This window comes from Escherichia sp. KTE31 (genome assembly GCF_000407925.1).
In the GTDB taxonomy this organism is placed as follows: Bacteria; Pseudomonadota; Gammaproteobacteria; order Enterobacterales; family Enterobacteriaceae; genus Escherichia; species Escherichia ruysiae.
The window spans coordinates 1,061,260-1,087,500 of the sequence record NZ_KE136722.1; the positions used below are offsets into that span (position 1 = coordinate 1,061,260).

The 26,241-nt window shown below is 51.1% G+C and carries 24 protein-coding genes; 17 read left to right on the forward strand and 7 right to left on the reverse strand.

What is annotated here, in order from left to right:
* Positions 1-1,095 (forward strand): surface-exposed outer membrane lipoprotein YaiW, encoded by a 1,095-nt coding sequence (gene yaiW, locus WES_RS15895; RefSeq protein ID WP_016159210.1) that lies wholly within the window; start codon positions 1-3, stop codon positions 1,093-1,095.
* A 57-nt stretch (positions 1,096-1,152) separates the two neighbouring features.
* Here the strand turns inward: yaiW and WES_RS15890 are convergent, their stop codons facing one another.
* Entirely contained in the window at positions 1,153-1,461 is a 309-nt protein-coding gene (locus tag WES_RS15890; protein ID WP_000763150.1) for a YaiY family protein, read from the reverse strand.
* A gap of 259 nt (positions 1,462-1,720) precedes the next feature.
* On the opposite strand from WES_RS15890, the gene WES_RS23925 reads away from it, so the two are divergent.
* Positions 1,721-1,933 carry a DUF2754 domain-containing protein gene (locus WES_RS23925; protein ID WP_016159209.1) on the forward strand — a complete coding sequence of 71 codons (213 nt, stop codon included), beginning with the start codon at positions 1,721-1,723 and terminating at the stop codon, positions 1,931-1,933.
* Between the two features lie 204 nt (positions 1,934-2,137).
* Here WES_RS23925 and ddlA read toward each other — a convergent pair whose 3' ends face one another.
* A complete protein-coding gene (ddlA, locus tag WES_RS15880; protein WP_016159208.1) occupies positions 2,138-3,232 on the reverse strand; it encodes a D-alanine--D-alanine ligase in 1,095 nt (364 codons plus the stop codon).
* A gap of 460 nt (positions 3,233-3,692) precedes the next feature.
* Here ddlA and iraP point away from each other — a divergent pair, with 460 nt between their 5' ends.
* The 4 genes from iraP (at position 3,693) to adrA (ending at position 7,126) form a co-directional block, all read left to right on the forward strand.
* A complete protein-coding gene (gene iraP / locus WES_RS15875) occupies positions 3,693-3,953 on the forward strand; it encodes an anti-adapter protein IraP (protein ID WP_000792966.1) in 261 nt (86 codons plus the stop codon).
* A 101-nt stretch (positions 3,954-4,054) separates the two neighbouring features.
* A complete protein-coding gene (gene phoA, locus WES_RS15870; RefSeq protein ID WP_016159207.1) occupies positions 4,055-5,467 on the forward strand; it encodes an alkaline phosphatase in 1,413 nt (470 codons plus the stop codon).
* A 121-nt stretch (positions 5,468-5,588) separates the two neighbouring features.
* Positions 5,589-5,909: a phosphate starvation-inducible protein PsiF gene (gene psiF / locus WES_RS15865; protein ID WP_010344700.1), complete on the forward strand. Its 321-nt coding sequence runs from the start codon at positions 5,589-5,591 to the stop codon at positions 5,907-5,909.
* A 101-nt stretch (positions 5,910-6,010) separates the two neighbouring features.
* The gene (adrA, locus tag WES_RS15860; protein ID WP_000484072.1) at positions 6,011-7,126 is read left to right on the forward strand and encodes a diguanylate cyclase AdrA; all 1,116 of its coding nucleotides are present in this window, start codon (positions 6,011-6,013) and stop codon (positions 7,124-7,126) included.
* Positions 7,127-7,143: 17 nt separating this feature from the next.
* On the opposite strand, the gene proC is transcribed toward adrA, so the two are convergent.
* Positions 7,144-7,953: a pyrroline-5-carboxylate reductase gene (proC, locus tag WES_RS15855; protein WP_010344698.1), complete on the reverse strand. Its 810-nt coding sequence runs from the start codon at positions 7,951-7,953 to the stop codon at positions 7,144-7,146.
* Between the two features lie 119 nt (positions 7,954-8,072).
* Between proC and WES_RS15850 the strand changes: the two genes are divergently transcribed.
* From WES_RS15850 to ppnP, 5 genes are all read left to right on the forward strand, one after another.
* Complete coding sequence (locus WES_RS15850; protein WP_000158148.1) at positions 8,073-8,531, forward strand: YaiI/YqxD family protein; 459 nt, start codon at positions 8,073-8,075, stop codon at positions 8,529-8,531.
* A 181-nt stretch (positions 8,532-8,712) separates the two neighbouring features.
* Positions 8,713-9,237, forward strand: coding sequence for a shikimate kinase AroL (aroL, locus tag WES_RS15845; protein ID WP_000193382.1), 525 nt, complete (start codon positions 8,713-8,715; stop codon positions 9,235-9,237).
* 49 nt (positions 9,238-9,286) lie between these two features.
* Positions 9,287-9,478 (forward strand): protein YaiA, encoded by a 192-nt coding sequence (gene yaiA / locus WES_RS15840; RefSeq protein ID WP_001142439.1) that lies wholly within the window; start codon positions 9,287-9,289, stop codon positions 9,476-9,478.
* 257 nt (positions 9,479-9,735) lie between these two features.
* Positions 9,736-10,413, forward strand: coding sequence for an AroM family protein (locus WES_RS15835; RefSeq protein ID WP_001276431.1), 678 nt, complete (start codon positions 9,736-9,738; stop codon positions 10,411-10,413).
* Between the two features lie 71 nt (positions 10,414-10,484).
* A complete protein-coding gene (gene ppnP / locus WES_RS15830) occupies positions 10,485-10,769 on the forward strand; it encodes a pyrimidine/purine nucleoside phosphorylase (protein WP_000941942.1) in 285 nt (94 codons plus the stop codon).
* Positions 10,770-11,124: 355 nt separating this feature from the next.
* Here the strand turns inward: ppnP and rdgC are convergent, their stop codons facing one another.
* On the reverse strand, positions 11,125-12,036 hold the full coding sequence (gene rdgC / locus WES_RS15825) for a recombination-associated protein RdgC (protein WP_024165072.1): 912 nt from the start codon (positions 12,034-12,036) through the stop codon (positions 11,125-11,127).
* A gap of 124 nt (positions 12,037-12,160) precedes the next feature.
* Between rdgC and mak the strand changes: the two genes are divergently transcribed.
* On the forward strand, positions 12,161-13,069 hold the full coding sequence (gene mak, locus WES_RS15820; RefSeq protein ID WP_016159206.1) for a fructokinase: 909 nt from the start codon (positions 12,161-12,163) through the stop codon (positions 13,067-13,069).
* A 136-nt stretch (positions 13,070-13,205) separates the two neighbouring features.
* Here the strand turns inward: mak and araJ are convergent, their stop codons facing one another.
* The 3 genes from araJ to sbcD all read right to left on the reverse strand — a co-directional run bounded on the left by araJ (position 13,206) and on the right by sbcD (position 18,858).
* A complete protein-coding gene (gene araJ, locus WES_RS15815; RefSeq protein WP_024195101.1) occupies positions 13,206-14,390 on the reverse strand; it encodes an MFS transporter AraJ in 1,185 nt (394 codons plus the stop codon).
* Positions 14,391-14,515: 125 nt separating this feature from the next.
* On the reverse strand, positions 14,516-17,659 hold the full coding sequence (gene sbcC, locus WES_RS15810) for an exonuclease subunit SbcC (protein WP_016159204.1): 3,144 nt from the start codon (positions 17,657-17,659) through the stop codon (positions 14,516-14,518).
* Positions 17,656-18,858: an exonuclease subunit SbcD gene (sbcD, locus tag WES_RS15805; RefSeq protein WP_016159203.1), complete on the reverse strand. Its 1,203-nt coding sequence runs from the start codon at positions 18,856-18,858 to the stop codon at positions 17,656-17,658. Before sbcD ends, sbcC begins: the two co-directional genes overlap by 4 nt.
* A 189-nt stretch (positions 18,859-19,047) precedes the next feature.
* On the opposite strand from sbcD, the gene phoB reads away from it, so the two are divergent.
* The 5 genes from phoB to malZ all read left to right on the forward strand — a co-directional run bounded on the left by phoB (position 19,048) and on the right by malZ (position 26,238).
* Complete coding sequence (phoB, locus tag WES_RS15800; RefSeq protein ID WP_000113933.1) at positions 19,048-19,737, forward strand: phosphate response regulator transcription factor PhoB; 690 nt, start codon at positions 19,048-19,050, stop codon at positions 19,735-19,737.
* Positions 19,738-19,794: 57 nt separating this feature from the next.
* Positions 19,795-21,090 carry a phosphate regulon sensor histidine kinase PhoR gene (phoR, locus tag WES_RS15795; protein WP_000893607.1) on the forward strand — a complete coding sequence of 432 codons (1,296 nt, stop codon included), beginning with the start codon at positions 19,795-19,797 and terminating at the stop codon, positions 21,088-21,090.
* Between the two features lie 407 nt (positions 21,091-21,497).
* Positions 21,498-22,817, forward strand: a complete 1,320-nt coding sequence (gene brnQ, locus WES_RS15790) for a branched-chain amino acid transporter carrier protein BrnQ (protein ID WP_000149639.1) — start codon at positions 21,498-21,500, stop codon at positions 22,815-22,817.
* A 76-nt stretch (positions 22,818-22,893) separates the two neighbouring features.
* The gene (gene proY, locus WES_RS15785) at positions 22,894-24,267 is read left to right on the forward strand and encodes a proline-specific permease ProY (protein ID WP_010349444.1); all 1,374 of its coding nucleotides are present in this window, start codon (positions 22,894-22,896) and stop codon (positions 24,265-24,267) included.
* Positions 24,268-24,420: 153 nt separating this feature from the next.
* The gene (gene malZ, locus WES_RS15780) at positions 24,421-26,238 is read left to right on the forward strand and encodes a maltodextrin glucosidase (RefSeq protein ID WP_000979374.1); all 1,818 of its coding nucleotides are present in this window, start codon (positions 24,421-24,423) and stop codon (positions 26,236-26,238) included.
* Positions 26,239-26,241: the final 3 nt, after the last annotated feature.

The window sequence follows — 26,241 nt, forward strand, 5'->3', positions numbered from 1 at the left end:
ATGTCGCAGGTCACTCGTCTTTCTTCGCTTTCATTATTGGTAGTTCTGGTTTTAGCGGGGTGTAGTAGTCAGGCTCCGCAACCGTTGAAAAAGGGCGAAAAAGCGATAGATGTGGCGAGTGTGGTGCGGCAGAAGTTACCCGCCAGCGTGAAAGACCGCGATGCCTGGGCGAAAGATCTTGCCACTACTTTTGAAAGTCAGGGACTGGCATCGACGCTGGAAAACGTCTGCTCGGTGCTGGCAGTGGCGCAGCAGGAGTCAAATTATCAGGCAGATCCGGCTGTTCCGGGCTTAAGCAAAATCGCCTGGCAAGAGATTGACCGTCGCGCCGAACGGATGCACATCCCCGCGTTTTTGGTTCACACCGCGCTAAAAATTAAATCGCCAAACGGCAAAAGTTACAGCGAACGGTTAGATTCCGTGCGTACAGAAAAGCAGTTAAGCGCGATTTTTGATGATCTGATCAGCATGGTGCCGATGGGGCAGACGCTGTTTGGTTCGCTCAACCCGGTGCGCACCGGTGGGCCGATGCAGGTCAGCATTGCTTTTGCCGAACAGCATACCAAAGGTTATCCGTGGAAAATGGACGGAACGGTACGTCAGGAAGTCTTCAGTCGTCGCGGCGGATTGTGGTTCGGTACTTACCATTTACTGAATTATCCAGCCAGTTACAGCGCGCCAATCTTCCGTTTTGCCGATTTTAACGCTGGCTGGTATGCCAGCCGTAACGCCGCATTTCAGAACGCGGTCAGTAAAGCCAGCGGCGTGAAGCTGGCGCTGGATGGTGATTTAATTCGCTATGACAGCAAAGAGCCTGGGAAAACAGAACTGGCAACGCGCAAACTGGCGGGCAAACTGGGAATGAGCGACAGTGAAATCCGCCGACAGTTAGAGAAAGGGGATAGCTTCTCTTTTGAAGAGACGGCGCTGTACAAGAAAGTTTATCAGCTTGCAGAAGCGAAAACGGGAAAATCTCTGCCACGAGAGATGTTGCCTGGCATTCAGCTGGAAAGCCCGAAAATCACCCGTAACCTTACCACCGCATGGTTTGCGAAGCGCGTTGATGAACGACGGGCGCGTTGTATGAAACAGTGACCAATAGAGAACACCAGCCAGATAAAGCGTTTTAGGCCGCATCTGGCAAAGTAAATCTTACTGGCGGCGATGTCGCCAGTGCAGCCATAGCGCCACCACTGCAAAAATGAAGCAGCCAACTAAAAACGGGATCAGCCCGAAAATAGTGCCGACACCCAGACCAATTTCCACCCGTGGACGGCCTGTCTCTTGCACCTGCATCAAACGCTCGTAAACACCGGGCGCATGTACCAGGAGATTAAGCAATTGCGCCCCAGCCCAAAAGCAAAACAGTACAAACAGCGCATAGGCAATGTTGCCAGGCGTTGAAGAGGCGTTGCGATATTTTCCGCTAAACAGCGATTTTGACAGGGTGAAATCAGCCATAAAAACCTCCGGAAGTCATCTGCTTCTCTTCTGGTGTGATACCAGCGGCTTATGGCAAGTCTGACAGGTCATTTAGATTGTCAATATCAGAATCATGGTAAATTGATGGTGGGAATATTCCCGAAGCGTGAATATTCGCCATGAGTCACAAAACGGTAACTTTAAGTTAAATTTTTTAACGATACGGGAAATGCTGTCTACACCACAGACGTATGTTATCGATTATGCGAAGATGTTATTTTTCGTTAACGGAGCCGCCATGAATCTGCCTGTAAAAATCCGCCGTGACTGGCACTATTATGCGTTCGCCATTGGCCTGATTTTCATTCTTAACGGTGTGGTGGGGTTGCTGGGATTTGAAGCAAAAGGCTGGCAAACCTATGCAGTCGGTCTGCTAACGTGGGTGATTAGTTTCTGGCTGGCGGGGATGATTATTCGTCGTCGCGAAGAGGATACTGAAAACGCCCAATAACAGAGGATTGGGCGTTCTGGAGTGCTGACAAAGTGTTCGTTGTTTATGCCGGATGCGCGCGAACGCCTTATCCTGCCTACAAAATGATGCAAAATCAATACATTGCAATTATCTGGTAGGCCTGATAAGCGGAGCGTATCAGGCAATTTTACGTTTGCCATCAGTCTTAAACGCCCAATAAAAATATTACCGGGCGATTGAAAATTACATAGTGGTTTTCAGTGCGTTATCCGCAGCGTGACGTTCCAGTGCCAGCTCAATCAAACGCGTGATCAGGTCGGTGTAACTCAGGCCGCTGGCTTGCCACAACTTCGGATACATGCTGATGTTAGTGAAGCCCGGCAGCGTGTTGATCTCGTTGATCACCACCTCGTTTTCCGGCGTTAAAAAGACGTCTACACGCGCCATGCCAGCACATCCCAACGTCTGGTAAGCCTGAACCGCAATCGCCCGGATCTTATCGTTGATTTCTGGCGCAATGGCAGCCGGAACCACCACTTTTGCACCATCTTCATCAATGTATTTGGTGTCGTAGGCGTAGAAATCACTGGTCAGTACGATCTCGCCACAGGTGCTGGCCTGCGGATTGTCATTGCCCAGAACCGCGCATTCGATCTCACGCCCTTTGATCCCTTGCTCCACGATCACTTTATGATCGAACTCGAACGCCAGATCGACGGCAATCGTATATTGTTCTTCGCTGGTTACTTTGCTGACGCCTACGGAGGAACCCTGGTTAGCCGGTTTTACAAACAGCGGTAAACCCAGTTTAGACTTCACTTCGGCAAAACTGATGTTGTGGCGATTGGCGCGCGTCAGGGTAATAAATGGCGCGATGTTCAACCCGGCATCACGCAGTAGACGTTTGGTGACGTCTTTGTCCATACATGCAGCGGAAGCCAGAACATCGGAACCGACAAATGGTAAATTGGCGACACGCAACATCCCCTGCAGGGAGCCATCTTCACCCAGCGTACCGTGGACAATCGGGAAAATGACATCCACCGTTGGTAATGGTTGACCATTCTGTGCATCAATAAGCTGGTGTTCATGTTTACCCGGCACCTGCGCAAGGCTGGTCGCCGAAGGACGCAACGCAATATGGGCAGGATCGTCTGCGTTTAGCAGATAATTGTTGGCATCGCTGACGTGCCATTGCCCTTGTTTATCAATGCCCAGCAGCACAACGTCGAAGCGACTTTTATCAATGGCATCGACAATGTTTTTTGCCGATTGCAGAGACACTTCATGTTCCGCTGATTTTCCACCAAAAACGATACCTACCCGCAGTTTTTCCATCTTAAAAACCTATCCCGTCGAACATAAAGCACATACATTACCACGACAAAACGGTTGATTCGCGGCCTTCTGACAGAATGTTGCAATCTTCTGGTCACAAAGCGCCCAGCGTACTGACGGAGAAATATCAATGGCTAAATTATGTGCGTTAGATCACAAAAATGATGAACGGGAAGCGAATTTATTTCTGGTATTAACCATGGTTCAATCAGTGAATAGCTTAATAATAAGTTAACGAAGTAAATATATTCCATAACTTTTTATTATATTAAGGCTTTATAATTGAATAGCTGTTTTATTTATAAGGGAATTATTTAAATAAGAGAAACGTTTCGCTGATAAATATGTGAAAATATTTGTGCAAAGTATTTCCTTCGTCATAAAAATACTACTTACAACCCCTATGCAGTTATGAAGCATAATGTTAACTTCTCCATACTTTGGATAAGGAAATACAGACATGAAAAATCTCATTGCTGAGTTGTTATTTAAGCTTGCACAAAAAGAAGAAGAGTCGAAAGAACTGTGCGCGCAGGTTGAGGCACTGGAGATTATAGTCACCGCGATGCTTCGCAATATGGCGCAAAAAGACCAACAGCAGTTGATTGATCAGGTTGAGGGAGCACTGTACGCGGTAAAGCCCGATGCCAGCATTCCTGACGACGATACGGAGCTGCTGCGCGATTACGTAAAAAAGTTATTGAGGCATCCTCGTCAGTAAAACGTTAAACCTTTTCAACCGTTGTCATAAAGCTGTCACGGCAGAGACTTATAGTCGCTTTGTTTTTATTTTTTACTGTATTTGTACATGGAGAAAATAAAGTGAAACAAAGCACTATTGCACTGGCTCTCTTACCGTTACTGTTTACCCCTGTGACAAAAGCCCGGACACCTGATGTACCCATTCTGGAAAAACGAGCTGCACAGGGAGATATTACTACGCCGGGCGGCGCTCGCCGTTTAACTGGCGATCAGACTGCTGCCTTGCGTGATTCTCTTAGCGATAAACCGGCGAAAAATATTATTTTACTTATTGGCGATGGGATGGGGGATTCGGAAATAACTGCCGCACGAAATTATGCCGAAGGTGCGGGCGGTTTTTTTAAAGGAATCGATGCCTTACCGCTTACCGGACAATACACCCACTACTCGCTGGATAAAAAAACCGGTAAACCGGACTATGTCACCGACTCCGCTGCATCCGCAACCGCCTGGTCAACTGGCGTCAAAACTTATAACGGCGCGCTGGGCGTCGATATTCATGAAAAAGATCATCCAACGATTCTGGAGATGGCAAAAGCCGCAGGACTGGCGACCGGCAACGTTTCAACGGCAGAATTGCAGGATGCCACACCCGCCGCGCTGGTGGCGCATGTGACATCGCGCAAATGCTACGGGCCGAGCGTGACCAGTGAAAAATGCCCAAGTAATGCGCTGGAAAAAGGCGGTAAAGGTTCCATTACCGAACAACTTCTTAACGCCCGTGCCGATGTTACGCTTGGCGGCGGTGCAAAATCGTTTGCAGAAACCGCAACCGCCGGTGAGTGGCAGGGAAAAACGCTGCGTGAACAGGCGCAGGCTCGCGGCTATCAGTTAGTGAGTGACGCAGCATCGCTGGAGGCAGTAACGGAGGCAAATCAGGATAAACCGCTACTTGGGCTGTTTTCTGACGGCAATATGCCAGTTCGTTGGGAAGGGCCGAAGGCGTCTTATCACGGTAATATCGATAAACCCGCAGTAACCTGTACCCCGAATCCGCAACGAAATGACAGTGTGCCGACGTTAGCGCAGATGACCGATAAAGCCATTGAGTTATTGAGCAAAAACAAGAAAGGATTCTTCCTGCAAGTCGAAGGTGCATCTATCGATAAACAGGATCATGCCGCTAATCCTTGTGGACAAATTGGTGAGACGGTTGACCTCGATGAAGCGGTACAACGGGCGCTTGAGTTTGCCAAAAAAGATGGCAATACATTAGTGATAGTCACCGCTGACCACGCTCACGCCAGCCAGATTGTCGCGCCGGATACCAAAGCACCGGGTCTGACTCAGGCATTAATGACCAAAGATGGCGCGGTAATGGTAATGAGCTACGGTAACTCGGAAGAAGATTCACAAGAACATACCGGCAGCCAGTTGCGTATTGCCGCTTATGGTCCGCACGCTGCTAACGTGGTTGGTCTGACCGATCAGACCGATCTCTTCTACACCATGAAAGCCGCGCTGGGTCTGTAGTCAAAACGCATCCGGCGGTGAATTTTTGCCGCCGGTTGGTATTTTTTCTGTTAGCAACCAGACTTAAAGGCAGATCACGGGCGCAACCGCTCCTGGTTAAAATGTGAAGAGGGATGGTGCTATGAAAATAACATTACTGGTTACCCTGTTATTCGGTTTAGTTTTTTTAACCACTGTCGGCGCTGCCGAGAAGACGTTAACACCGCAACAACAACGTATGACTTCCTGTAATCAACAGGCGACGGCGAAGGCGTTGAAAGGGGATGCCCGCAAGACGTATATGAGTGATTGTCTGAAGAACAGCAAATCTGCGCCCGGCGAGAAGAGTTTGACGCCGCAGCAGCAGAAGATGCGTGAATGCAATGGCCAGGCGACGCAGCAATCTCTGAAAGGCGATGATCGCAATAAGTTTATGAGTACCTGTCTTAAGAACGCCGCCTGATCCCTGATAGTGCTAACGGGTGAGCTAAGAAAATGGCTCACCCGAAATATCATACTTCCGCTTTTCGCCCCGTCTCTATAATTTGGGAAAATTGTTTCTGAATGTTCCCAAAAATAATGAATGATGAAAATTTTTTCAAAAAAGCGGCGGCGCACGGGGAGGAACCACCATTAACTCCTCAAAACGAACATCAGCGTTCCGGGCTGCGCTTCGCCCGGCGCGTCAGGTTACCCCGTATGGTAGGACTGGCGGGGATGTTCTTACCGATTGCTTCAACGCTGGTTTCGCATCCGCCGTCGGGCTGGTGGTGGCTGGTGTTAGTCGGCTGGGCTTTTGTCTGGCCACATTTAGCCTGGCAGTTAGCGAGCAGAGCCATTGATCCGCTTGGTCGGGAAATTTACAACTTAAAAACCGATGCGGTGTTAGCGGGAATGTGGGTCGGCGTGATGGGCGTAAACGTGCTGCCTTCGATCGCAATGTTGATGATTATGTGTCTGAATTTGATGGGAGCCGGCGGCCCTCGTCTGTTTGTCGCTGGTCTGGTGCTGATGGTCGTTTCCTGCCTTGTCACCCTCGAACTGACAGGTATCACGGTGTCACTAAATAGTGCGCCGCTGGAATGGTGGCTCTCACTGCCCATTATCGTCATTTATCCTCTGCTGTTTGGCTGGGTCAGCTACCAGACGGCAACAAAACTTGCAGAACATAAACGCAGATTGCAGGTCATGAGTACCCGCGACGGCATGACGGGTGTTTACAACAGGCGTCACTGGGAAATAATGTTGCGCAATGAGTTTGATAACTGTCGGCGACATAACCGCGATGCGACGTTGTTAATCATCGATATCGATCATTTCAAAAGCATCAACGACACCTGGGGTCACGATGTGGGCGATGAAGCGATAGTTGCTCTCACCCGTCAGTTACAAATTACTCTGCGCGGTAGTGATGTGATTGGTCGTTTTGGTGGGGATGAATTTGCGGTGATTATGTCTGGTACGCCAGCAGAAAATGCCATTACCGCCATGTTACGGGTACATGAAGGGTTAAATACATTACGTTTACCAAATACGCCGCAGGTAATGTTGCGGATAAGTGTCGGTGTTGCGCCGCTGAGTCCGCAAATGAGTCACTATCGTGAGTGGCTGAAATCGGCAGATATGGCACTTTATAAAGCAAAGAAAGCCGGACGTAACCGCACCGAAGTGGCGGCCTGACGTCCGGGGAGAGTTCATCAGGACTTGCTAAGTTTTTCTGATTTTTCCATACACTTCGTCATTGCTTCGATCACTGCGGCGCGGAAGCCTTTCTCTTCCAGCACGCGCACTGCTTCAATGGTGGTGCCTCCCGGTGAGCAAACCATATCTTTCAACGCGCCCGGATGTTCTCCGGTTTCCAGCACCATTTTTGCAGAACCCATTACCGCCTGAGCGGCAAATTTATACGCCTGCGCGCGTGGCATTCCCCCCAGCACGGCAGCGTCGGCCATTGCTTCGATAAACATAAAGACATAGGCAGGAGAAGAGCCGCTCACGCCGACCACCGGATGGATCATCGGTTCGGCAATGACTTCCGCCTCGCCAAAGCAGCGGAAAATGTTCAGCACATCGGCAGTATCTTCAGGCGTAACCAGCGCGTTTGGCGTTACGGAAGTCATCCCTGCATTGACCAGCGCGGGGGTATTTGGCATAGCGCGGATAATTTTCCTGTCATGACCCAGCGCCCGGGCAAGTTGGTCGAGCGTGACGCCCGCTGCAATAGAGACAACCAGCGAGTCTTTATTCAGGCTGGACGTGATTTCACTAAGCACTTTGATCATGATGCCCGGTTTAACGGCGGCAAAAACGATGTCGGTGATTTGTGCCACTTCCTGCGCCGATTCTGCGGCGTTGATGCCGAACTGATCGTGTAAAGCAGCGACTTTATCCGGGGAGGGGGTATACACCCAGATTTGCCCTGGAAGCACCTGACCACTGGCAATCAGACCGCCGAGAATGGCTTTTCCCATATTACCGCAGCCAATAAAACCGATTTTCTTTTCCATTGCCTCACTCCTGCCGTGAAATTCATTGTTTTGATAATCGCTGGCAGAAGCATAAACAGAACTATGCCGGAAGGCAAAAGCGCGACACAATAGAGGATTACCCAACAAAGGATGAGTTTATGACAATTTGGGTGGACGCCGATGCGTGTCCCAATGTAATTAAAGAGATTTTGTATCGCGCGGCTGAACGTATGCAAATGCCGCTGGTACTGGTGGCTAACCAGAGTTTACGTGTACCGCCATCGCCGTTTATTCGCACGCTGCGCGTCGCGGCAGGTTTTGACGTTGCCGATAATGAAATTGTACGCCAGTGTGAAGCGGGCGATTTGGTGATCACCGCAGACATTCCTCTGGCTTCTGAAGCCATTGAGAAGGGAGCTGCGGCACTTAATCCACGTGGTGAACGTTACACGCCAGCGACCATTCGTGAACGTCTGATGATGCGCGATTTTATGGATACCTTACGCGCCAGTGGTATCCAGACCGGAGGGCCAGATAGCCTTTCGCAGCGTGACCGCCAGGCATTCGCCGCCGAACTGGAAAAGTGGTGGCTGGAAGTACAACGTAGTCGCTCGTGAATGTAATTTATTAGTTACAGTTCTTTCTTGAGTATTTCTTGGTATAGTAAGGGTGTATTGAAATTTTCACCTTAAGTGGAATTATTTCTTTACAGTCGAAATTGTACTAGCTTGATGGTATGATCGTTATTCTTACGAACCCGGCTTTCGCCGCATTGCGACCTTTTGGGGAAAACCCACGATGACACAACCTCTTTTTCTGATCGGGCCTCGGGGCTGTGGTAAAACAACGGTCGGAATGGCCCTTGCCGATTCGCTCAACTGTCGGTTTGTCGATACCGACCAGTGGTTGCAATCACAACTCAATATGACGGTCGCGGAGATCGTCGAAAGGGAAGAGTGGGCCGGATTTCGCGCCAGAGAAACCGCAGCACTGGAAGCGGTGACAGCACCATCGACCGTTATCGCCACGGGGGGCGGCATTATTCTGACGGAATTTAATCGTCACTACATGCGTAATAACGGGATTGTGGTTTATCTGTGTGCGCCAGTAGCGGTACTGGTTAATCGTCTGCAAGCGGCACCCGAAGAGGATTTGCGACCAACCTTAACCGGAAAGCCGCTAAGTGAAGAAGTTCAGGAAGTGCTGGAAGAACGCGATGCGTTATATCGCGAAGTCGCGCATATTATCATTAATGCTAACAATGAACCCAGCCAGGTGATTTCTGAAATTCGTAGCGCCCTGGCACAGACGATCAATTGTTGATTCCCGAGCGCCTATACTTAACGTTCATCCCGTGAAATAAGGAAGAACGATGCCAACGAAACCGCCTTATCCTCGTGAAGCATATATTGTAACGATTGAAAAAGGAAAACCAGGGCAGACCGTAACCTGGTATCAGCTCAGAGCCGATCATCCCAAACCTGACTCTTTAATCAGCGAACATCCGACCGCTCAGGAAGCGATGGATGCTAAAAAACGCTATGAGGATCCTGACAAAGAGTGACCGTATCAGACTGCTCGGAAGGGACTCTGAGTGCTACTACAAAGGATCTGCGTCACATTTTTCACAATTCATGTTTTTCAAATAATTAGAATATTAAACAATAACAATCTATTACTGGAATCATTTGGAATCTTTACATTGTGCCGGGCGCGTCTACTGCTACGCTTTTTGTCATTTGTAGCACAGGTAAGTGCCAGCAGTGGTGCTTAACATTTGCCCGGTAATTAACGACGAAGTAAAAGTAAGGTGGAATAACAATGAGTGCGTCGTTGGCGATCCTGACCATCGGCATTGTACCTATGCAGGAAGTTTTACCGCTCCTGACTGAGTACATTGACGAAAATAACATTTCCCATCATAGCCTGCTGGGGAAGTTAAGCCGCGAAGAAGTGATGGCGGAGTATGCGCCAGAAGCAGGCGAAGAAACGATTCTTACATTATTAAATGACAATCAACTGGCTCACGTTTCGCGTCGTAAAGTAGAACGCGATCTGCAAAGCGTGGTTGAAGTGCTTGATAACCAGGGGTACGACGTCATTTTGTTGATGAGTACGGCAAACATTAGCAGTATGACGGCGCGTAATACAATCTTTCTGGAACCGTTGCGTATATTGCCACCGCTGGTTTCTACCATCGTCGAAGGTCATCAGGTCGGTGTAATCGTACCGGTTGAAGAACTGTTGCACGTTCAGGCGCAAAAATGGCAAATCCTGCAGAAACCGCCTTTGTTTTCTCTGGGGAACCCCATTCATGATTCTGAACAGAAAATCATCGATGCCGGGAAAGAACTACTGGAAAACGGTGCGGATGTCATTATGCTGGATTGTTTGGGATTTAACCAGCGCCATCGTGATTTACTGCAAAAACAGCTCGATGTTCCTGTTTTGCTCTCTAACGTATTGATTACAAGGCTGGCTGCAGAATTACTGGTGTAATTTTGCGTGACAGCCAGCGCCTCTGGCCCCTATAGTGAAGTAGACGTTCAACTACCAGACAGGGCCAGTTTATGCTTCAAAGTAACGAGTACTTTTCCGGCAAAGTGAAATCGATCGGCTTTTCCAGCAGCAGCACTGGTCGCGCCAGCGTTGGTGTCATGGTTGAAGGCGAATACACCTTCAGCACCGCTGAGCCGGAAGAGATGACGGTAATCAGCGGGGCGCTGAATGTGTTACTGCCTGACGCGACCGACTGGCAAGTGTATGAAGCCGGCTCCGTATTTAATGTTCCCGGCCACAGCGAGTTCCATCTGCAAGTTGCTGAACCGACCTCTTATTTGTGCCGCTATCTGTAATATCTCGCCTTCCCATTTAATGGGAGGGCATTTTTCTGAAATATTTTTTATTTTGGTAATAATAAACGCTAATGGCTGCTGGTTTTTATATTGTCGATATATAAATAAAATATAAAATTGATATAAGTCTTAGCGAAGATTGTTAATAAAATTAATGCGTTGATAACTTGTATTACTGACTTTGACGAACCGTCTACAAATTCATTGCATCAGTTATCCGTGCGTAATTTAAAATAGTGGAAACACCGGTTGTCGCCTTAAAAATCGCGAATGATTATATCAATGTCAGGTGTGACTTTGTACGCCGGATAAGACGCGCCAGGCGTCGCATCCGGCATTAAAGGTAAATCAGCAATTAACGCTGTGCTTCGCCACCCAATCCTTCGATCAGGTTTTGAATTAACGCTGCCAGTTCACCGGTCATCAGGATGAAATCGGCATCAAAACGCTGGGCGAAATCTTCTCGGTCGATATCTTCGTTTTGATCGCGCAGTTCGTCGCAGAATTTCAGGCGTTTGAGCGAACCATCATCACACATCACAAACTGAATGCGCTGCTGCCAGTCGAGCGCCAGTTTAGTCACCACTTTTCCAGCTTCAATGTGATTGGTGATCTCTTCGCTGGTCAGATCCTGTTTCTTCGCGCGGATCACGCCGCCATCTTCCAGCAGCGATTTCAGCTCGGCTTCATCAAGCAACTGGAAGCCCTGCGCTGCGCTACCGGAGCGTACCCATTCGGTCAGCGTCAGTTCAATCGGGTTTTCCATGGTCAATGGCACAACCGGTAACGACCCCAGGCTTTTACGCAGCAGCGCCAGCGTATCTTCCGCTTTTTTGGCGCTGGCGCAGTCCACCATAATCAGCCCGTTAACCGTGTCGATCCACATCATGGTCTGGCTGAAGCGGCTGAAAGCGCGCGGCAACAGAGAGTGCAGCACTTCATCTTTCAGCGAATCTTTTTCGGTTTTCTTCAGCTTACGCGCCTGTTCCGCTTCCAGTTTGGCGATTTTCGCTTCCAGCGCCTGTTTAATCACCGGAGACGGAAGGATTTTTTCTTCTTTACGCGCGCAGATAACAATTTGACCATTGGCAACGTGCGTTAATGCATCGCTGTGCGATCCCATCGGAGGAACCCAGCCCATCTTCGCCATATCCTGGCTTCCGCATGGGGTAAATGCCATCGAGGCTAGCTGTTTTTCCATCTCTTCTGCACGCAGCGAAATTTCGCGGCTAAGACGGTAAACCATTAAATTTTTGAACCACAGCATGATAATTTCCACGGCCTTGTCGTTAAATTTAGCGGGCATGATAACGAATTGTCGGCGGCCTTGCATTGCCAATCCGGTTGTCCGTCTCTACGCTATTGATATTGAAAAAAATAAGGAGAGTACCGTGCGTATAGGTATCGATTTAGGCGGCACCAAAACTGAAGTGATTGCACTGGGCGATGCAGGGGAGCAGTTGTACCGTCATCGTCTGCCCACGCCGCGTGATGATTATCGGCAGACCATTGAAACAATTGCCACGTTGGTTGATATGGCGGAGCAGGCGACAGGGCAGCGCGGAACTGTAGGCATGGGCATTCCCGGCTCGATTTCACCCTACACCGGCGTGGTAAAAAACGCTAATTCGACCTGGCTTAACGGTCAGCCATTCGATAAAGACTTAAGCGCGCGGTTGCAGCGGGAAGTGCGGCTGGCAAATGACGCTAACTGTCTGGCGGTTTCGGAAGCGGTAGATGGCGCGGCAGCGGGAGCGCAGACGGTATTTGCCGTGATTATCGGTACGGGATGCGGCGCGGGCGTGGCGTTCAATGGGAGGGCGCATATCGGCGGTAACGGCACGGCAGGCGAGTGGGGACACAATCCGCTACCGTGGATGGACGAAGATGAACTGCGTTATCGCGAGGAAGTCCCTTGTTATTGCGGTAAACAAGGTTGTATTGAAACCTTTATTTCAGGCACCGGATTCGCGACGGATTATCATCGGTTGAGCGGACATGCGCTGAAAGGCAGTGAAATTATTCGCCTGGTTGAAGAAAGCGATCCGGTTGCAGAGCTGGCATTGCGCCGCTATGAGCTGCGGCTGGCAAAGTCGCTGGCACATGTGGTGAATATTCTCGACCCGGATGTGATTGTGCTGGGGGGCGGGATGAGCAATGTTGACCGTTTATATCAAATAGTTCCGCAGTTGATTAAACAATTTGTCTTCGGCGGTGAATGTGAAACGCCGGTGCGCAAGGCGAAGCACGGTGATTCTAGCGGCGTACGTGGCGCCGCGTGGTTATGGCCGCAAGAGTAAAAAATTAGGCAATTGGTGCATCATGCCTGATGCGACGCTTGCCGCGTCTTATCAGGCCTACAAATGAGCAGCCCGTAGGCCGGATAAGGCGCTCGCGCCGCATCCGGCAACAAGCAACGCGCACCGTGACTGCAACTTACCCCAGTGGTTTCGCCAGCACCGGATTGTCCGCCACTTGCTGGCGCTTATAGCGACCATACAGCAGCAACGACGACATTGCAGCAAACGAGAGCACGGCGGCTGGCAGAGCGACGTAATTATACGCCAGCCCCAGCGTCAGCATCATGCCACCGCAATATGCGCCGACGGCGCTACCGAGGTTAAACGCTATTTGCCCGCCTGCGGCACCTAATAATTCTCCGCCTTTGGCATTTTGCAGTAACAATATTTGCAGCGGCGCCGAAAGGGCAAATAACCCTGCGCAACAAATAAAAGCAAAAATAAGCGACGTTGTTTTCATGCCGCCGAAGAAAAAAATCATGAGCAACGCCAGCACAATAATGAAGTCGGTTACTGCTGCAATACGCAAAGGCGAGTAACGTCCTGAAATACGTCCACTTAGAATATTTCCCAGAACCATCCCCAGCCCAACTAACATCATAATAAACGTCATCGCCGTTTCCGAAAAACCGGAGATAAACATCATGTAAGGTTTTACGTAGCTGAACCAGGCAAATACACCTGCATTGCCAAACATCGTAGCGGCAAAAATTAACCACGGGGCGGGGCTACGCAAAAAGTGAAATTGTTCGCGCAGCTTTCCTTTCGCCTCGTCGCGAATATCTGGCACCCAAAAATAAACTGATGCCATCACCGCAATATTAAAAACAGCGATCAATAAAAAAGTGTAGCGCCAGCTAAATTCCTGACTTAAATAGGTTCCCAGCGGAATGCCCAGCAGATTGGCGACCGTCATCCCTGAAACCATACCCGCCACGGCAGCGGTGACTTTGCCGGGCTTGATAATTTTCGATAACACAATCGCCCCGACGCCAAAAAACGCGCCATGCGGAAAGCCGGAAACCAGGCGACCAATGGCGAGCATCAGGTAAGACGAAGAGAGCGTGAACATGGCGTTACCGATGACGCACAAGGTCACCAGAAACAACAAGATATGTTTAAGCGAGTAGCGGCTGGAAAAGAGCGCGATGATCGGCGCGCCGACCACCACACCCAGCGCATAATACGAGATCATATGCCCGGCGGCAGGAATCGAAATTCCTACATTATGTGCCAGCTCTGTGAGCACGCCCATAATGCCAAATTCGGCCATCCCCAGGCCAAACGTGCCCAGAGCCAAAGATAAAATGACTTTTTTCATACCACCATCACAACCACCAGGACGGCTACTAATCACCGTAGCCAATAAAGTGATAGCTTGCAGGATAACGCCCAGCGAGGCCAAGAGATAATTCGCCCCTCTGTATTCATTATCCTGCTGAATAGTTATTTCACCGCGAACGTGCTGTCCAGTTTGCTGTAACCCAGTCCGTTGATCTTCTTCACTTTGATTTGCACAGGAATACGCTCTTTCATCGCTTCAACGTGGCTAATCACGCCGATAGTTTTACCACTGGCGTTCAGGGCATCCAGCGCATCAAGGGCGGTATCCAGCGTCTCGCTATCCAGCGTGCCGAAACCTTCATCGAGGAATAACGAGTCAATGCGCGTTTTATGGCTGACCAGATCCGAAAGCGCCAGCGCCAGTGCCAGACTGACGAGAAAACTCTCGCCGCCGGAAAGCGTTCGGGTATCGCGTACCGCATCTGCCTGCCAGGTATCGACAACCTCGACTTCCAGCGCCTCGCTGGCTTTGCGCTGTAACAAATAGCGCCCGTGCAGACGGTTAAGTTGCTGGTTAGCGAGATGAACTAAATTATCCAGCGTCAGCCCCTGGGCAAACTTACGGAATTTATCGCCCTCTTTGGAGCCAATCAGCGAATTGAGATAACCCCAGTCTTCAACCTGCTGTGTTGTCTGGGCAATTTGCTGCATTAAGGTTTGTTGTTGCTGACGGTTGTCTGCATCTTGCTTCAGCTGTTGGCGGATTTCACCCTGACTCGTGGTGTTTTCACGCAACTTTTGGTTAGTTTGCGCTAACTCTTGTTGAATCTGTTCTGCCGTCACAGTGAGATCCAACCCATCGGGCCGGTGTTGCTGATGCTGTGCCAGCGTTTCTGTTGTCTGAGTTGCCAGCGTTTGCGCCTGACGACGCTGGTTTTCCAGATTCTGCTTGAGCTGTTCCAGTTGCGTTAGAGTCTGTTCATCCATTAGCGCCGCAAGGAACGCCCGCTGATCGTCAAAGACGCTGGCCTGTAGCGCGGTGTCAAACTGCGCCTGGGCTTTTTGCAGACTTTGCGCCGCCAGAACTTCTTGTTGCTGCAAGGTTTGCCGCTGGCTTTGCAACGCGAGACATTGCTCATGAACTTGCCGCCAGTTTTCCAGCGTCACAGTAGCTTCGCTGTGTGGCAGTTCATCATTTTGCGGCAATGTGTCCAGAATCGGCGTCAGCTGCTGAATACGGTTTTGCAGCTCGGTTAATTCGTTCTGGCGCTGCTGCCAGCTCTGCGCTTCTTGCTGACGTGTTACCAACCAGCTTTCTTCTTCATCTTCTTGTGGCAGTACCAGCGCGTAACCCGTTAACGCCGCAGAGAGTTGCTGGTGGCGTTGCTCAATCTGTTGTTGATACTGGACAATTTGCTGATTGTGCGCGGCAATTTGTTCCTGCAATTCATGACGCTGATTGAGTAATTGCAGTTGCTTTTCATGCTCTTCCTGGGTGGCAAGCCATGGTTGAATATCATCCTGCGGCTGCAAGGTGATACTGAGGCTGGCAGTTAGTGTATGCCATTCCTGAGTAAGTGCTTGCTCATCTTGTCGGAGGCTTTGTGCTTCGTTCTCATCCCTCTGAAGCTGCTTCGTTAAGGCGTCCAGTTGCCCACGTAGCGCCGCGCCTTCTTCACCGAGTTTTTTAACTTCATTTTCCAGCGCCAGTAATCGAGACTGATTAACCCCCGGTTCCAGCGCCTGATACGCCTCGACCGCCGGGTGGCTGGTGGAACCACAAAGCGGACAAGGCTGACCTGCCTGTAATTGCGCTCGCTGGGCTTCCAGCGTTTTAATGCGTGCTTCCTGCTCGCAAATGGTTTTGACATCGGCAAGCTGTTGCGTCTTCTCTTTATAACGTTGGCGCATTTCAGTGAGCGCGGCGTTACGTTGTGTCTGTTCCTGCGTAACGCTCTGGATAGCGGCCTGTAGCTGCGCCAGGCGTTTTTGCTGAGGAACAATCTGCCCATGTAGCGCGATCAGGCGCTGACGCAGCGGACGTTGTTCGGCATGTTGTGCCTGCGCAGCGGCAACTTCGGCGGCGGTTAAAGTTAAAGAGATCGCCGGAAGGGCATTAAGTTTTTGCTCTGCATGGGTTAATTGCTGTTGCCATTGCCGCAGATGCTTGCGATCGCTGGCCTGTTGGGCGAACTGCGCACGCCAACCCGCCAGTTCGTTGTTCCACTGCCGGAAGCGGTCGTGTTCCTGTAACCACGCATTCAGATTTTGTTGCTGCTGTTGTAATTCTGCCGACTGCTTCGCCGCGTGGTGACGAATGCTTGCGCGAAGCGCCATTGTGCGATGTAAGCGAGTATTTACTTCTTCAATCTGCTGGCGAGTATGCGCCAGCGCCGTATTGTGTTCTGCAATACGTTCCCAGTGCGGACGAAGATTTCGTGCGGGTTGTGCCAGACTGAGCGCCGCCAGTTGAGGTTGCGCTTTTTCTTCCTCGGCTAACGCCTGTTGCAGTGCCTGCTGACGGCGGCTGGCGTCTTTTTGCAATTCATCCAGACGCGTTAACCAGTTAAGCGATTGTTGTTCTTGCTGCTGTGCGACGAGTAACTGTTTTTCTGCGTCAGTGAGTACCTGCAAACTTTCTGTCAGCGATTGCACCTGTTCTGGCGCTAATAATGCGACGCCGCTAGCCTGCGCTTGCAGCTTCTCCAGTTCAGTGCGAGCCGATTTATGTTGTTCAAAAACCATCGCGGAGATTTGCCCGTAAATTTCGGTGCCGGTTAACTCCTCCAGCAATTCCGCGCGCTCTTTCGGTTTGGCATTCAGGAAGGCAGCAAATTGCCCCTGCGAAAGCAGCATCGAACGGGTGAAACGCCCGTAATCCAGTCCGGTTAACGTCGCCGTTAATTCCAGCTTATCTTTCACTTTATCGGCGAGGATTTTGCCGTCTGCACAACGCGCCAGCTCTACGCGCGGCACCTGCAAATTACCGTCCGGCTGGTTACGTGCCCGATTCTGGCTCCAGAATGCGCGGTACGCTTCACCTTTGACTTCAAACTCCACTTCCGCCAGACATTCGGCGGTATCGCGGGTCATCAGATCATTTTGCGATTGCGAAACGTTGGAGAGGCGCGGAGTTTCGTGATACAGCGCCAGGCAGATGGCATCGAGCAACGTGGTTTTCCCCGCGCCGGTTGGGCCGGTAATCGCAAACAGACCGTTGCTGGCGAACGGCTCGCGGGTGAAATCAATCTTCCATTCGCCTTTTAATGAATTCAGGTTTTTCAGGCGCAGGCTGAGAATTTTCATGCTTCGTGTTCTCCGGCGAGGCTATGCAACGTCGTGGCGAAAAGATGCTGCAGACGTTGCTGCTGCGATTCATCAAGTTCTTCCAGTGCCAGACGGCGATTGAACACCTCTTCGACGCTGAGTTCGCTGAGGGTTTCACGCTGTTGGCTGGCTAACACACGCTCGCGCTGTTCACGACTCCTGCGTACCAGCAATACTTCGACAGGTAATGATTCGGTTAATGCCTGGATTTTGCGCTGAATATCATGCAGATACTCATCGGTAGTGATTTCAATATCCAGCCAGACAGGTGGCTCCTGTGGCACATCGCGCCATTGTTCAAGCTGTTCGGTAATCGACGCCAAATCGCCTTTCAGCACCGCCATCGGTTGCGTTACCGGTACGTTCAGGTTTTCCACGCTCTCTAATTTGCCGTTTGAAAAAGTCACCAGATGGACATATTTACTCTTACCGCATTCATCAAAACTCAGTGGAATGGGGGAACCGCAATAGCGAACATGTTCCATGCCGCCAATAATCTGCGCGCGGTGAATATGCCCGAGCGCGATGTAGTCGGCTGGCGGAAAGTTTTGTGCCGGAAACGCGTCCAGCGTGCCAATATAAATGTCACGCACGGCGTCACTTTTACTGGCACCCACGGTCGTTAAATGCCCCGTGGCGATGATGGGCAGAGGCTGATCGCCGCGCAGTTTGCAGGCATCGGCATAGTGTTGTTGATAATAATCAGTAATAGCTGCCAGCAAATGCTGCTGTTTTTCAATGCCGTTAAGCCCCGCCTGGCTGGTAATAATGTCACGCGGGCGTAAAAAAGGAATGGGGCACAGCACTGCGCCCGGTGTCCCGTCGCGACAAGGCAAGATTTGCGGCGCATGTCCGGCACTGGCGACGACGGTGGTATTGAGGAACGCCATGATATCGCGCGATTCATTCAGCGTGGCGACCGAGTCATGGTTTCCCGCCAGTACCACCAGATGACAGCCAGTTTGCTGTAAATTGACAACAAAACGGTTGTATAACGTGCGGGCGTAACTGGGCGGCGAGCCGGTATCGAAAACATCACCGGCAACAATAATCGCATCCACCTGATGGTTTTGTGCTGTCTCCAGCAGCCAGTCAAGAAAAGCCTGATGTTCAGCTTCGCGGCTTTTACTGTAGAAATTCTGGCCGAGATGCCAGTCTGAGGTGTGAAGGATGCGCATAACGATTCCCTGGCGAAAAAGCATGGGCGCGATTATACCCAAACAGATGTGTCATTTGCTTTTTTCTGCGCCACGGAAATCAATAACCTGAAGATATGTGCGACGCGCTTTTCATAAATCTGTCATAAATCTGACGCATAATGGCGTCGCATTAATGATCGCAACCTATTTATTACAACAGGGCAAATCATGGCGAGACGTATTCTGGTCGTAGAAGATGAAGCTCCAATTCGCGAAATGGTCTGCTTCGTGCTCGAGCAAAATGGCTTTCAGCCGGTCGAAGCGGAAGATTATGACAGTGCTGTGAATCAACTGAATGAACCCTGGCCGGATTTGATTCTCCTCGACTGGATGTTACCCGGCGGCTCCGGTATCCAGTTCATCAAACATCTCAAGCGCGAGTCGATGACCCGGGATATTCCGGTGGTGATGCTGACCGCCAGAGGGGAAGAAGAAGATCGCGTGCGCGGCCTTGAAACCGGTGCGGATGACTATATCACCAAGCCGTTTTCTCCGAAGGAGCTGGTGGCGCGAATCAAAGCGGTAATGCGCCGTATTTCGCCAATGGCGGTGGAAGAGGTGATCGAGATGCAGGGGCTAAGTCTCGATCCAACTTCTCACCGGGTGATGGCGGGCGAAGAACCGCTGGAGATGGGGCCGACCGAATTTAAACTGCTGCACTTTTTTATGACGCATCCCGAGCGCGTGTACAGCCGAGAGCAGTTGTTAAACCACGTCTGGGGAACCAACGTGTATGTGGAGGATCGTACGGTCGATGTCCACATTCGTCGCCTGCGTAAAGCACTGGAACCCGGCGGGCATGACCGCATGGTGCAGACCGTGCGCGGTACAGGATATCGTTTTTCAACCCGCTTTTAACGCCTTGCTCATCGGACGCAGAGCAGGGCTTATGATTTCATAACTGGAGTATCTTACGTGCTGGAACGGCTGTCGTGGAAAAGGCTGGTGCTGGAGCTGCTACTTTGCTGCCTCCCGGCTTTCATCCTGGGTGCATTTTTTGGTTACCTGCCCTGGTTTTTGCTGGCATCGGTAACAGGACTGCTTATCTGGCATTTCTGGAATTTATTGCGCCTTTCATGGTGGCTGTGGGTAGATCGCAGTATGACACCGCCACCGGGGCGTGGTAGCTGGGAACCGCTGCTGTATGGCTTACACCAGATGCAGCTGCGAAATAAAAAACGCCGCCGCGAACTGGGCAATCTGATTAAACGTTTTCGTAGCGGTGCGGAGTCGCTGCCCGATGCGGTGGTTCTGACCACAGAAGAGGGCGGTATTTTCTGGTGTAACGGACTGGCGCAACAGATTCTAGGCCTGCGCTGGCCGGAAGATAACGGGCAGAATATCCTTAACCTGCTGCGTTACCCGGAGTTTACGCAATATCTGAAAACGCGTGATTTTTCTCGCCCGCTCAATCTGGTGCTCAACACTGGGCGGCATCTGGAAATTCGCGTCATGCCTTATACCCATAAACAGTTGCTGATGGTGGCGCGTGATGTCACGCAAATGCATCAACTGGAAGGTGCGCGGCGTAACTTTTTTGCCAACGTGAGCCATGAGTTACGTACGCCATTGACGGTGTTACAGGGTTACCTGGAGATGATGGATGAGCAACCGCTGGAAGGCGCGGTACGCGAAAAAGCGTTGCACACCATGCGCGAGCAGACTCAGCGGATGGAAGGGCTGGTGAAGCAGTTGCTGACGCTGTCGAAAATTGAAGCCGCACCGACGCAGTTGCTCAATGAAAAGGTGGATGTGCCGATGATGCTGCGCGTTGTTGAGCGCGAGGCTCAGACTCTGAGCCAGAAAAAACAGACATTTACCTTTGAGATAGATAACGATCTCAAAGTGTCTGGCAATGAAGATCAGCTTCGCAGCGCGATTTCGAACCTGGTCTATAACGCCGTGAATCATACGCCGGAAGGTACGCATATCACTGTACGCTGGCAGCGAGTGCCGCACGGTGCTGAATTTAGCGTTGAAGATAACGGACCGGGTATCGCACCGGAGCATATACCGCGCCTGACCGAGCGTTTTTATCGTGTAGACAAAGCGCGTTCCCGACAAACAGGCGGTAGTGGGCTGGGGTTAGCAATTGTTAAACATGCGGTGAATCATCACGAAAGCCGCCTGCATATTGAGAGTACGGTAGGTAAAGGTACGCGTTTCAGTTTTGTTCTGCCGGAACGTTTAATTGCCAAAAACAGCAATTAATCTGCCTTTGTCATTTTTTGTTGCCATAAGCCAGCCGATGCTGGCTTTTTTTCTTTGCAGTCAAAAGATGGACGCTAAATTTTTACAACGGCTGGTGATTTTTTGTTCGCATGATAAGCCATATCTTTTTCACGGAAATAGTGTTTTATACTGGTTGGTGATTTCTTATCGTTATATCCCTCTGGTTTTTAGATCCCTTCTTGCTTTAAAACGTTATAAGCGTTTAAATTGCGCTTCAGGTGCTGTCATACTGACTGCATTCACGCGGTAAATCGAAAAACTATTCTTCGCCGCGCCTGGTTGGGAGTATTTCCCGCTAAAATTGTTTAAATATACCGCTGTATCATCCCCAGGGATTGGCACAAAAATTTAACGTTACAACACCACATCCACAGGCAGTATGATTTATGACCCATCAATTAAGATCGCGCGATATCATCGCTCTGGGCTTTATGACATTTGCGTTGTTCGTCGGCGCAGGTAACATTATTTTCCCTCCTATGGTCGGTTTGCAGGCAGGCGAACACGTCTGGACTGCGGCATTCGGCTTCCTTATTACTGCCGTTGGTCTGCCGGTATTAACGGTAGTGGCGCTGGCGAAAGTTGGCGGCGGTGTTGACAGTCTCAGCACGCCAATCGGTAAAGTCGCAGGCGTACTGCTGGCAACGGTTTGCTACCTGGCTGTGGGGCCGCTGTTCGCCACGCCGCGTACAGCCACCGTCTCCTTTGAAGTGGGGATTGCGCCGCTGACGGGTGACTCCGCGCTGCCGCTGTTTATCTACAGTCTGGTCTATTTCGCTATCGTTATTCTGGTTTCGCTCTATCCGGGCAAACTGCTGGATACCGTGGGCAACTTCCTTGCGCCGCTGAAAATTATCGCGCTGGTCATCCTGTCTGTTGCCGCGATTGTCTGGCCGGCGGGTTCTATCAGCACGGCGACTGAGGCTTATCAAAACGCTGCGTTTTCTAACGGCTTCGTCAACGGCTATCTGACCATGGATACGCTGGGCGCAATGGTGTTTGGTATCGTTATTGTTAACGCGGCGCGTTCTCGTGGCGTTACCGAAGCGCGTCTGCTGACCCGTTATACCGTCTGGGCTGGCCTGATGGCGGGTGTCGGTCTGACTCTGCTTTACCTGGCGCTGTTCCGTCTGGGTTCAGATAGTGCGTCTCTGGTTGATCAGTCAGCAAACGGTGCGGCTATTCTGCACGCTTATGTTCAACACACCTTTGGCGGCGGCGGTAGCTTCCTGCTGGCGGCGTTAATCTTCATCGCCTGCCTGGTAACGGCGGTTGGCCTGACCTGCGCCTGCGCAGAGTTCTTTGCCCAGTACGTACCACTCTCTTACCGTACGCTGGTATTTATCCTCGGCGGCTTCTCGATGGTGGTGTCTAACCTCGGTTTGAGCCAATTGATTCAGATCTCTGTACCGGTGCTGACTGCCATTTATCCGCCGTGTATCGCACTGGTTGTATTAAGTTTTACACGCTCATGGTGGCATAATTCGTCCCGCGTGATTGCTCCGCCGATGTTTATCAGCCTGCTTTTTGGTATTCTCGACGGGATCAAAGCATCTGCATTCAGCGATATCTTACCGTCCTGGGCGCAGCGTTTACCGCTGGCCGAACAAGGTCTGGCGTGGTTAATGCCAACAGTGGTGATGGTGGTTCTGGCCATTATCTGGGATCGCGCGGCAGGTCGTCAGGTGACCTCCAGCGCCCACTAAATCACTGAAAATTTGTTTTAACCACGGGGCTGCGATGCCCCGTGGTTTTTTTATTGTGTTGATGGGTTAGGAATTGATGGAAAGTAAGAACAAGCTAAAGCGTGGGCTAAGTACCCGACACATACGCTTTATGGCACTGGGGTCAGCAATCGGCACCGGGCTGTTTTACGGTTCGGCAGACGCCATCAAAATGGCCGGTCCGAGCGTGTTGTTGGCCTATATTATTGGCGGGGTCGCGGCATATATCATTATGCGTGCGCTGGGGGAAATGTCGGTACATAACCCGGCTGCCAGCTCTTTCTCGCGTTATGCGCAGGAAAACCTCGGTCCGCTGGCAGGTTATATCACCGGCTGGACCTACTGCTTTGAAATCCTTATTGTCGCCATCGCCGATGTGACCGCTTTCGGTATCTATATGGGCGTCTGGTTCCCGACGGTGCCGCACTGGATTTGGGTGTTGAGCGTGGTGCTGATTATTTGCGCCATCAACCTGATGAGCGTGAAAGTGTTCGGCGAGCTGGAGTTCTGGTTCTCATTCTTTAAAGTTGCCACCATTATCATCATGATTGTCGCCGGTTTCGGCATCATCATCTGGGGGATTGGCAACGGCGGACAACCGACGGGTATCCATAACCTGTGGAGCAATGGCGGCTTCTTCAGTAACGGCTGGCTTGGCATGGTGATGTCGTTACAAATGGTGATGTTTGCCTACGGTGGGATCGAAATTATCGGGATTACCGCCGGTGAAGCGAAAGAGCCAGAGAAATCCATTCCGCGCGCGATTAACTCAGTACCGATGCGTATTCTGGTGTTCTATGTCGGTACGCTGTTCGTCATTATGTCTATCTACCCGTGGAATCAGGTCGGTACTGCCGGTAGCCCGTTTGTGCTGACATTCCAGCATATGGGGATTACCTTTGCCGCCAGTATTCTTAACTTCGTTGTGTTGACTGCCTCACTGTCGGCAATCAATAGTGACGTATTTGGCGTAGGTCGTATGTTGCACGGCATGGCAGAGCAGGGCAGCGCACCGAAAATCTTCAGCAAAACCTCGCGTCGCGGTATTCCGTGGGTAACTGTGCTGGTGATGACCACTGCGCTACTGTTCGCGGTGTATCTGAACTACATCATGCCGGAAAACGTCTTCCTGGTGATCGCCTCGCTGGCAACCTTTGCTACGGTGTGGGTGTGGATTATGATTTTGCTGTCGCAGATTGCCTTCCGTCGCCGTCTACCGCCGGAAGAAGTTAAGGCGCTGAAATTCAAAGTACCTGGCGGGGTGGCAACGACTATCACGGGGCTGATTTTCCTGGTCTTTATCATCGGGCTGATCGGTTATCACCCTGAAACACGAATCTCTCTGTACGTTGGTTTCGCGTGGATTGTTCTGCTGTTGATTGGCTGGATGTTTAAACGCCGCCATGACCGCCAGTTGGCTGAAAACCACTAATTCCCTCGTTTGTAAGCCGGTTCAGGGTACATCCTGAACCGGTTATTCCGAAAGTTATCCGCCCCCGACCTCCTCCCCCAAATATCCTTCAGACGATGAGTGATCCTGCTGTAGGCTATGGCAATGTGATCAGATTTTCATCACAGGGGAATTATGATGTTGAATGCATGGCACCTGCCGGTGCCCCCATTTGTTAAGCAAAGCAAAGATCAACTGCTTATTACACTGTGGTTGACGGGTGAAGAACCGCCGCAGCGCATTATGCTGCGCACGGAAAACGATAACGAAGAAACGTCAGTACCGATGCACAAACTGCGCAGTCAGCCACAGCCTGGCGTAACGGCATGGCGGGCGGCTGTCGATCTCTCCACCGGACAACCTCGGCGGCGATATAGTTTCAAATTGCTGTGGCACGATCGCCAGCGATGGTTTTCGCCGCAAGGTTTTAGCCAAATACCGCCGGCGCGGCTGGAACAGTTTGCTGTTGATGTGCCAGATATTGGACCACAATGGGTCGCAGACCAGATTTTTTATCAGATCTTCCCGGATCGTTTTGCCCGTAGTTTGCCACGCGAAGCCGGGCAGGATCATGTCTATTACCATCATGCTGCCGGGCGAGAGATTATCCTGCGCGACTGGGATGAACCGGTCACAGCACAGGCTGGGGGCTCAACGTTTTATGGCGGAGATCTGGACGGTATCAGCGAAAAACTGCCGTATCTGAAAAAACTCGGCGTGACGGCGCTGTATCTCAATCCGGTGTTCAAAGCTCCCAGTGTGCATAAATACGATACCGAAGATTATCGCCACGTTGACCCGCAGTTTGGCGGCGACGGAGCATTGCTGCGCTTACGCCACAATACACAGCAACAGGGAATGCGGCTGGTACTGGACGGCGTGTTTAACCACAGTGGCGATTCCCATGCCTGGTTTGACAGGCATAATCGAGGGGCGGGGGGCGCTTGTCACAACCCCGAATCGCCCTGGCGTGACTGGTACTCGTTTAGTGATGATGGCACGGCGCTCGACTGGCTGGGCTATGCCAGCCTGCCAAAGCTGGATTATCAGTCGGAAAGTCTGGTTAATGAAATTTATCGCGGCGAAGACAGCATTGTCCGCCACTGGCTGAAAGCACCGTGGAATATAGACGGTTGGCGGCTGGATGTGGTGCATATGCTGGGGGAAGCGGGTGGGGCGCGCAATAATTTGCAGCATGTCGCCGGGATCACCGAAGCGGCGAAAGAAACCCTGCCGGAAGCCTATATTGTTGGCGAGCATTTTGGCGATGCGCGGCAATGGTTGCAGGCTGATGTGGAAGATGCGGCCATGAACTATCGCGGCTTTACTTTCCCGTTGTGGGGATTTCTCGCCAATACCGACATCTCTTACGATCCGCAGCAGATTGACGCACGAACCTGTATGGCCTGGATGGATAATTACCGCGCCGGTCTTTCTCATCAACAGCAATTGCGTATGTTTAACCAGCTCGATAGCCACGATACTGCGCGATTTAAAACGCTGCTTGGTCGGGATGTTGCACGCCTGCCGCTGGCGGTGGTCTGGCTGCTCACCTGGCCTGGCGTGCCCTGTATTTATTACGGTGATGAAGTGGGGCTGGATGGCAATAACGATCCATTTTGCCGTAAGCCATTCCCGTGGCAGTCGGAAAAACAAGATGCGGAGCTATTTTCGCTGTATCAGCGAATGATTGCGCTGCGTAAGAAGAGCCAGGCACTGCGTCGCGGTGGCTGTCAGGTGCTGTACGCGGAAGATAACGTTGTGGTGTTTGTGCGCGTGCTAAATCAGCAGCGTGTGCTGGTGGCGATCAACCGTGGCGACGCCTGTGAAGTAGTGCTGCCCGCATCGCCGTTGCTTAATGTCGCGCAATGGCAACGTAAAGAAGGTCACGGGCAACTGGCGGATGGCATTTTGACATTGCCTGCGATATCGGCGACGGTGTGGATGAATTAACGC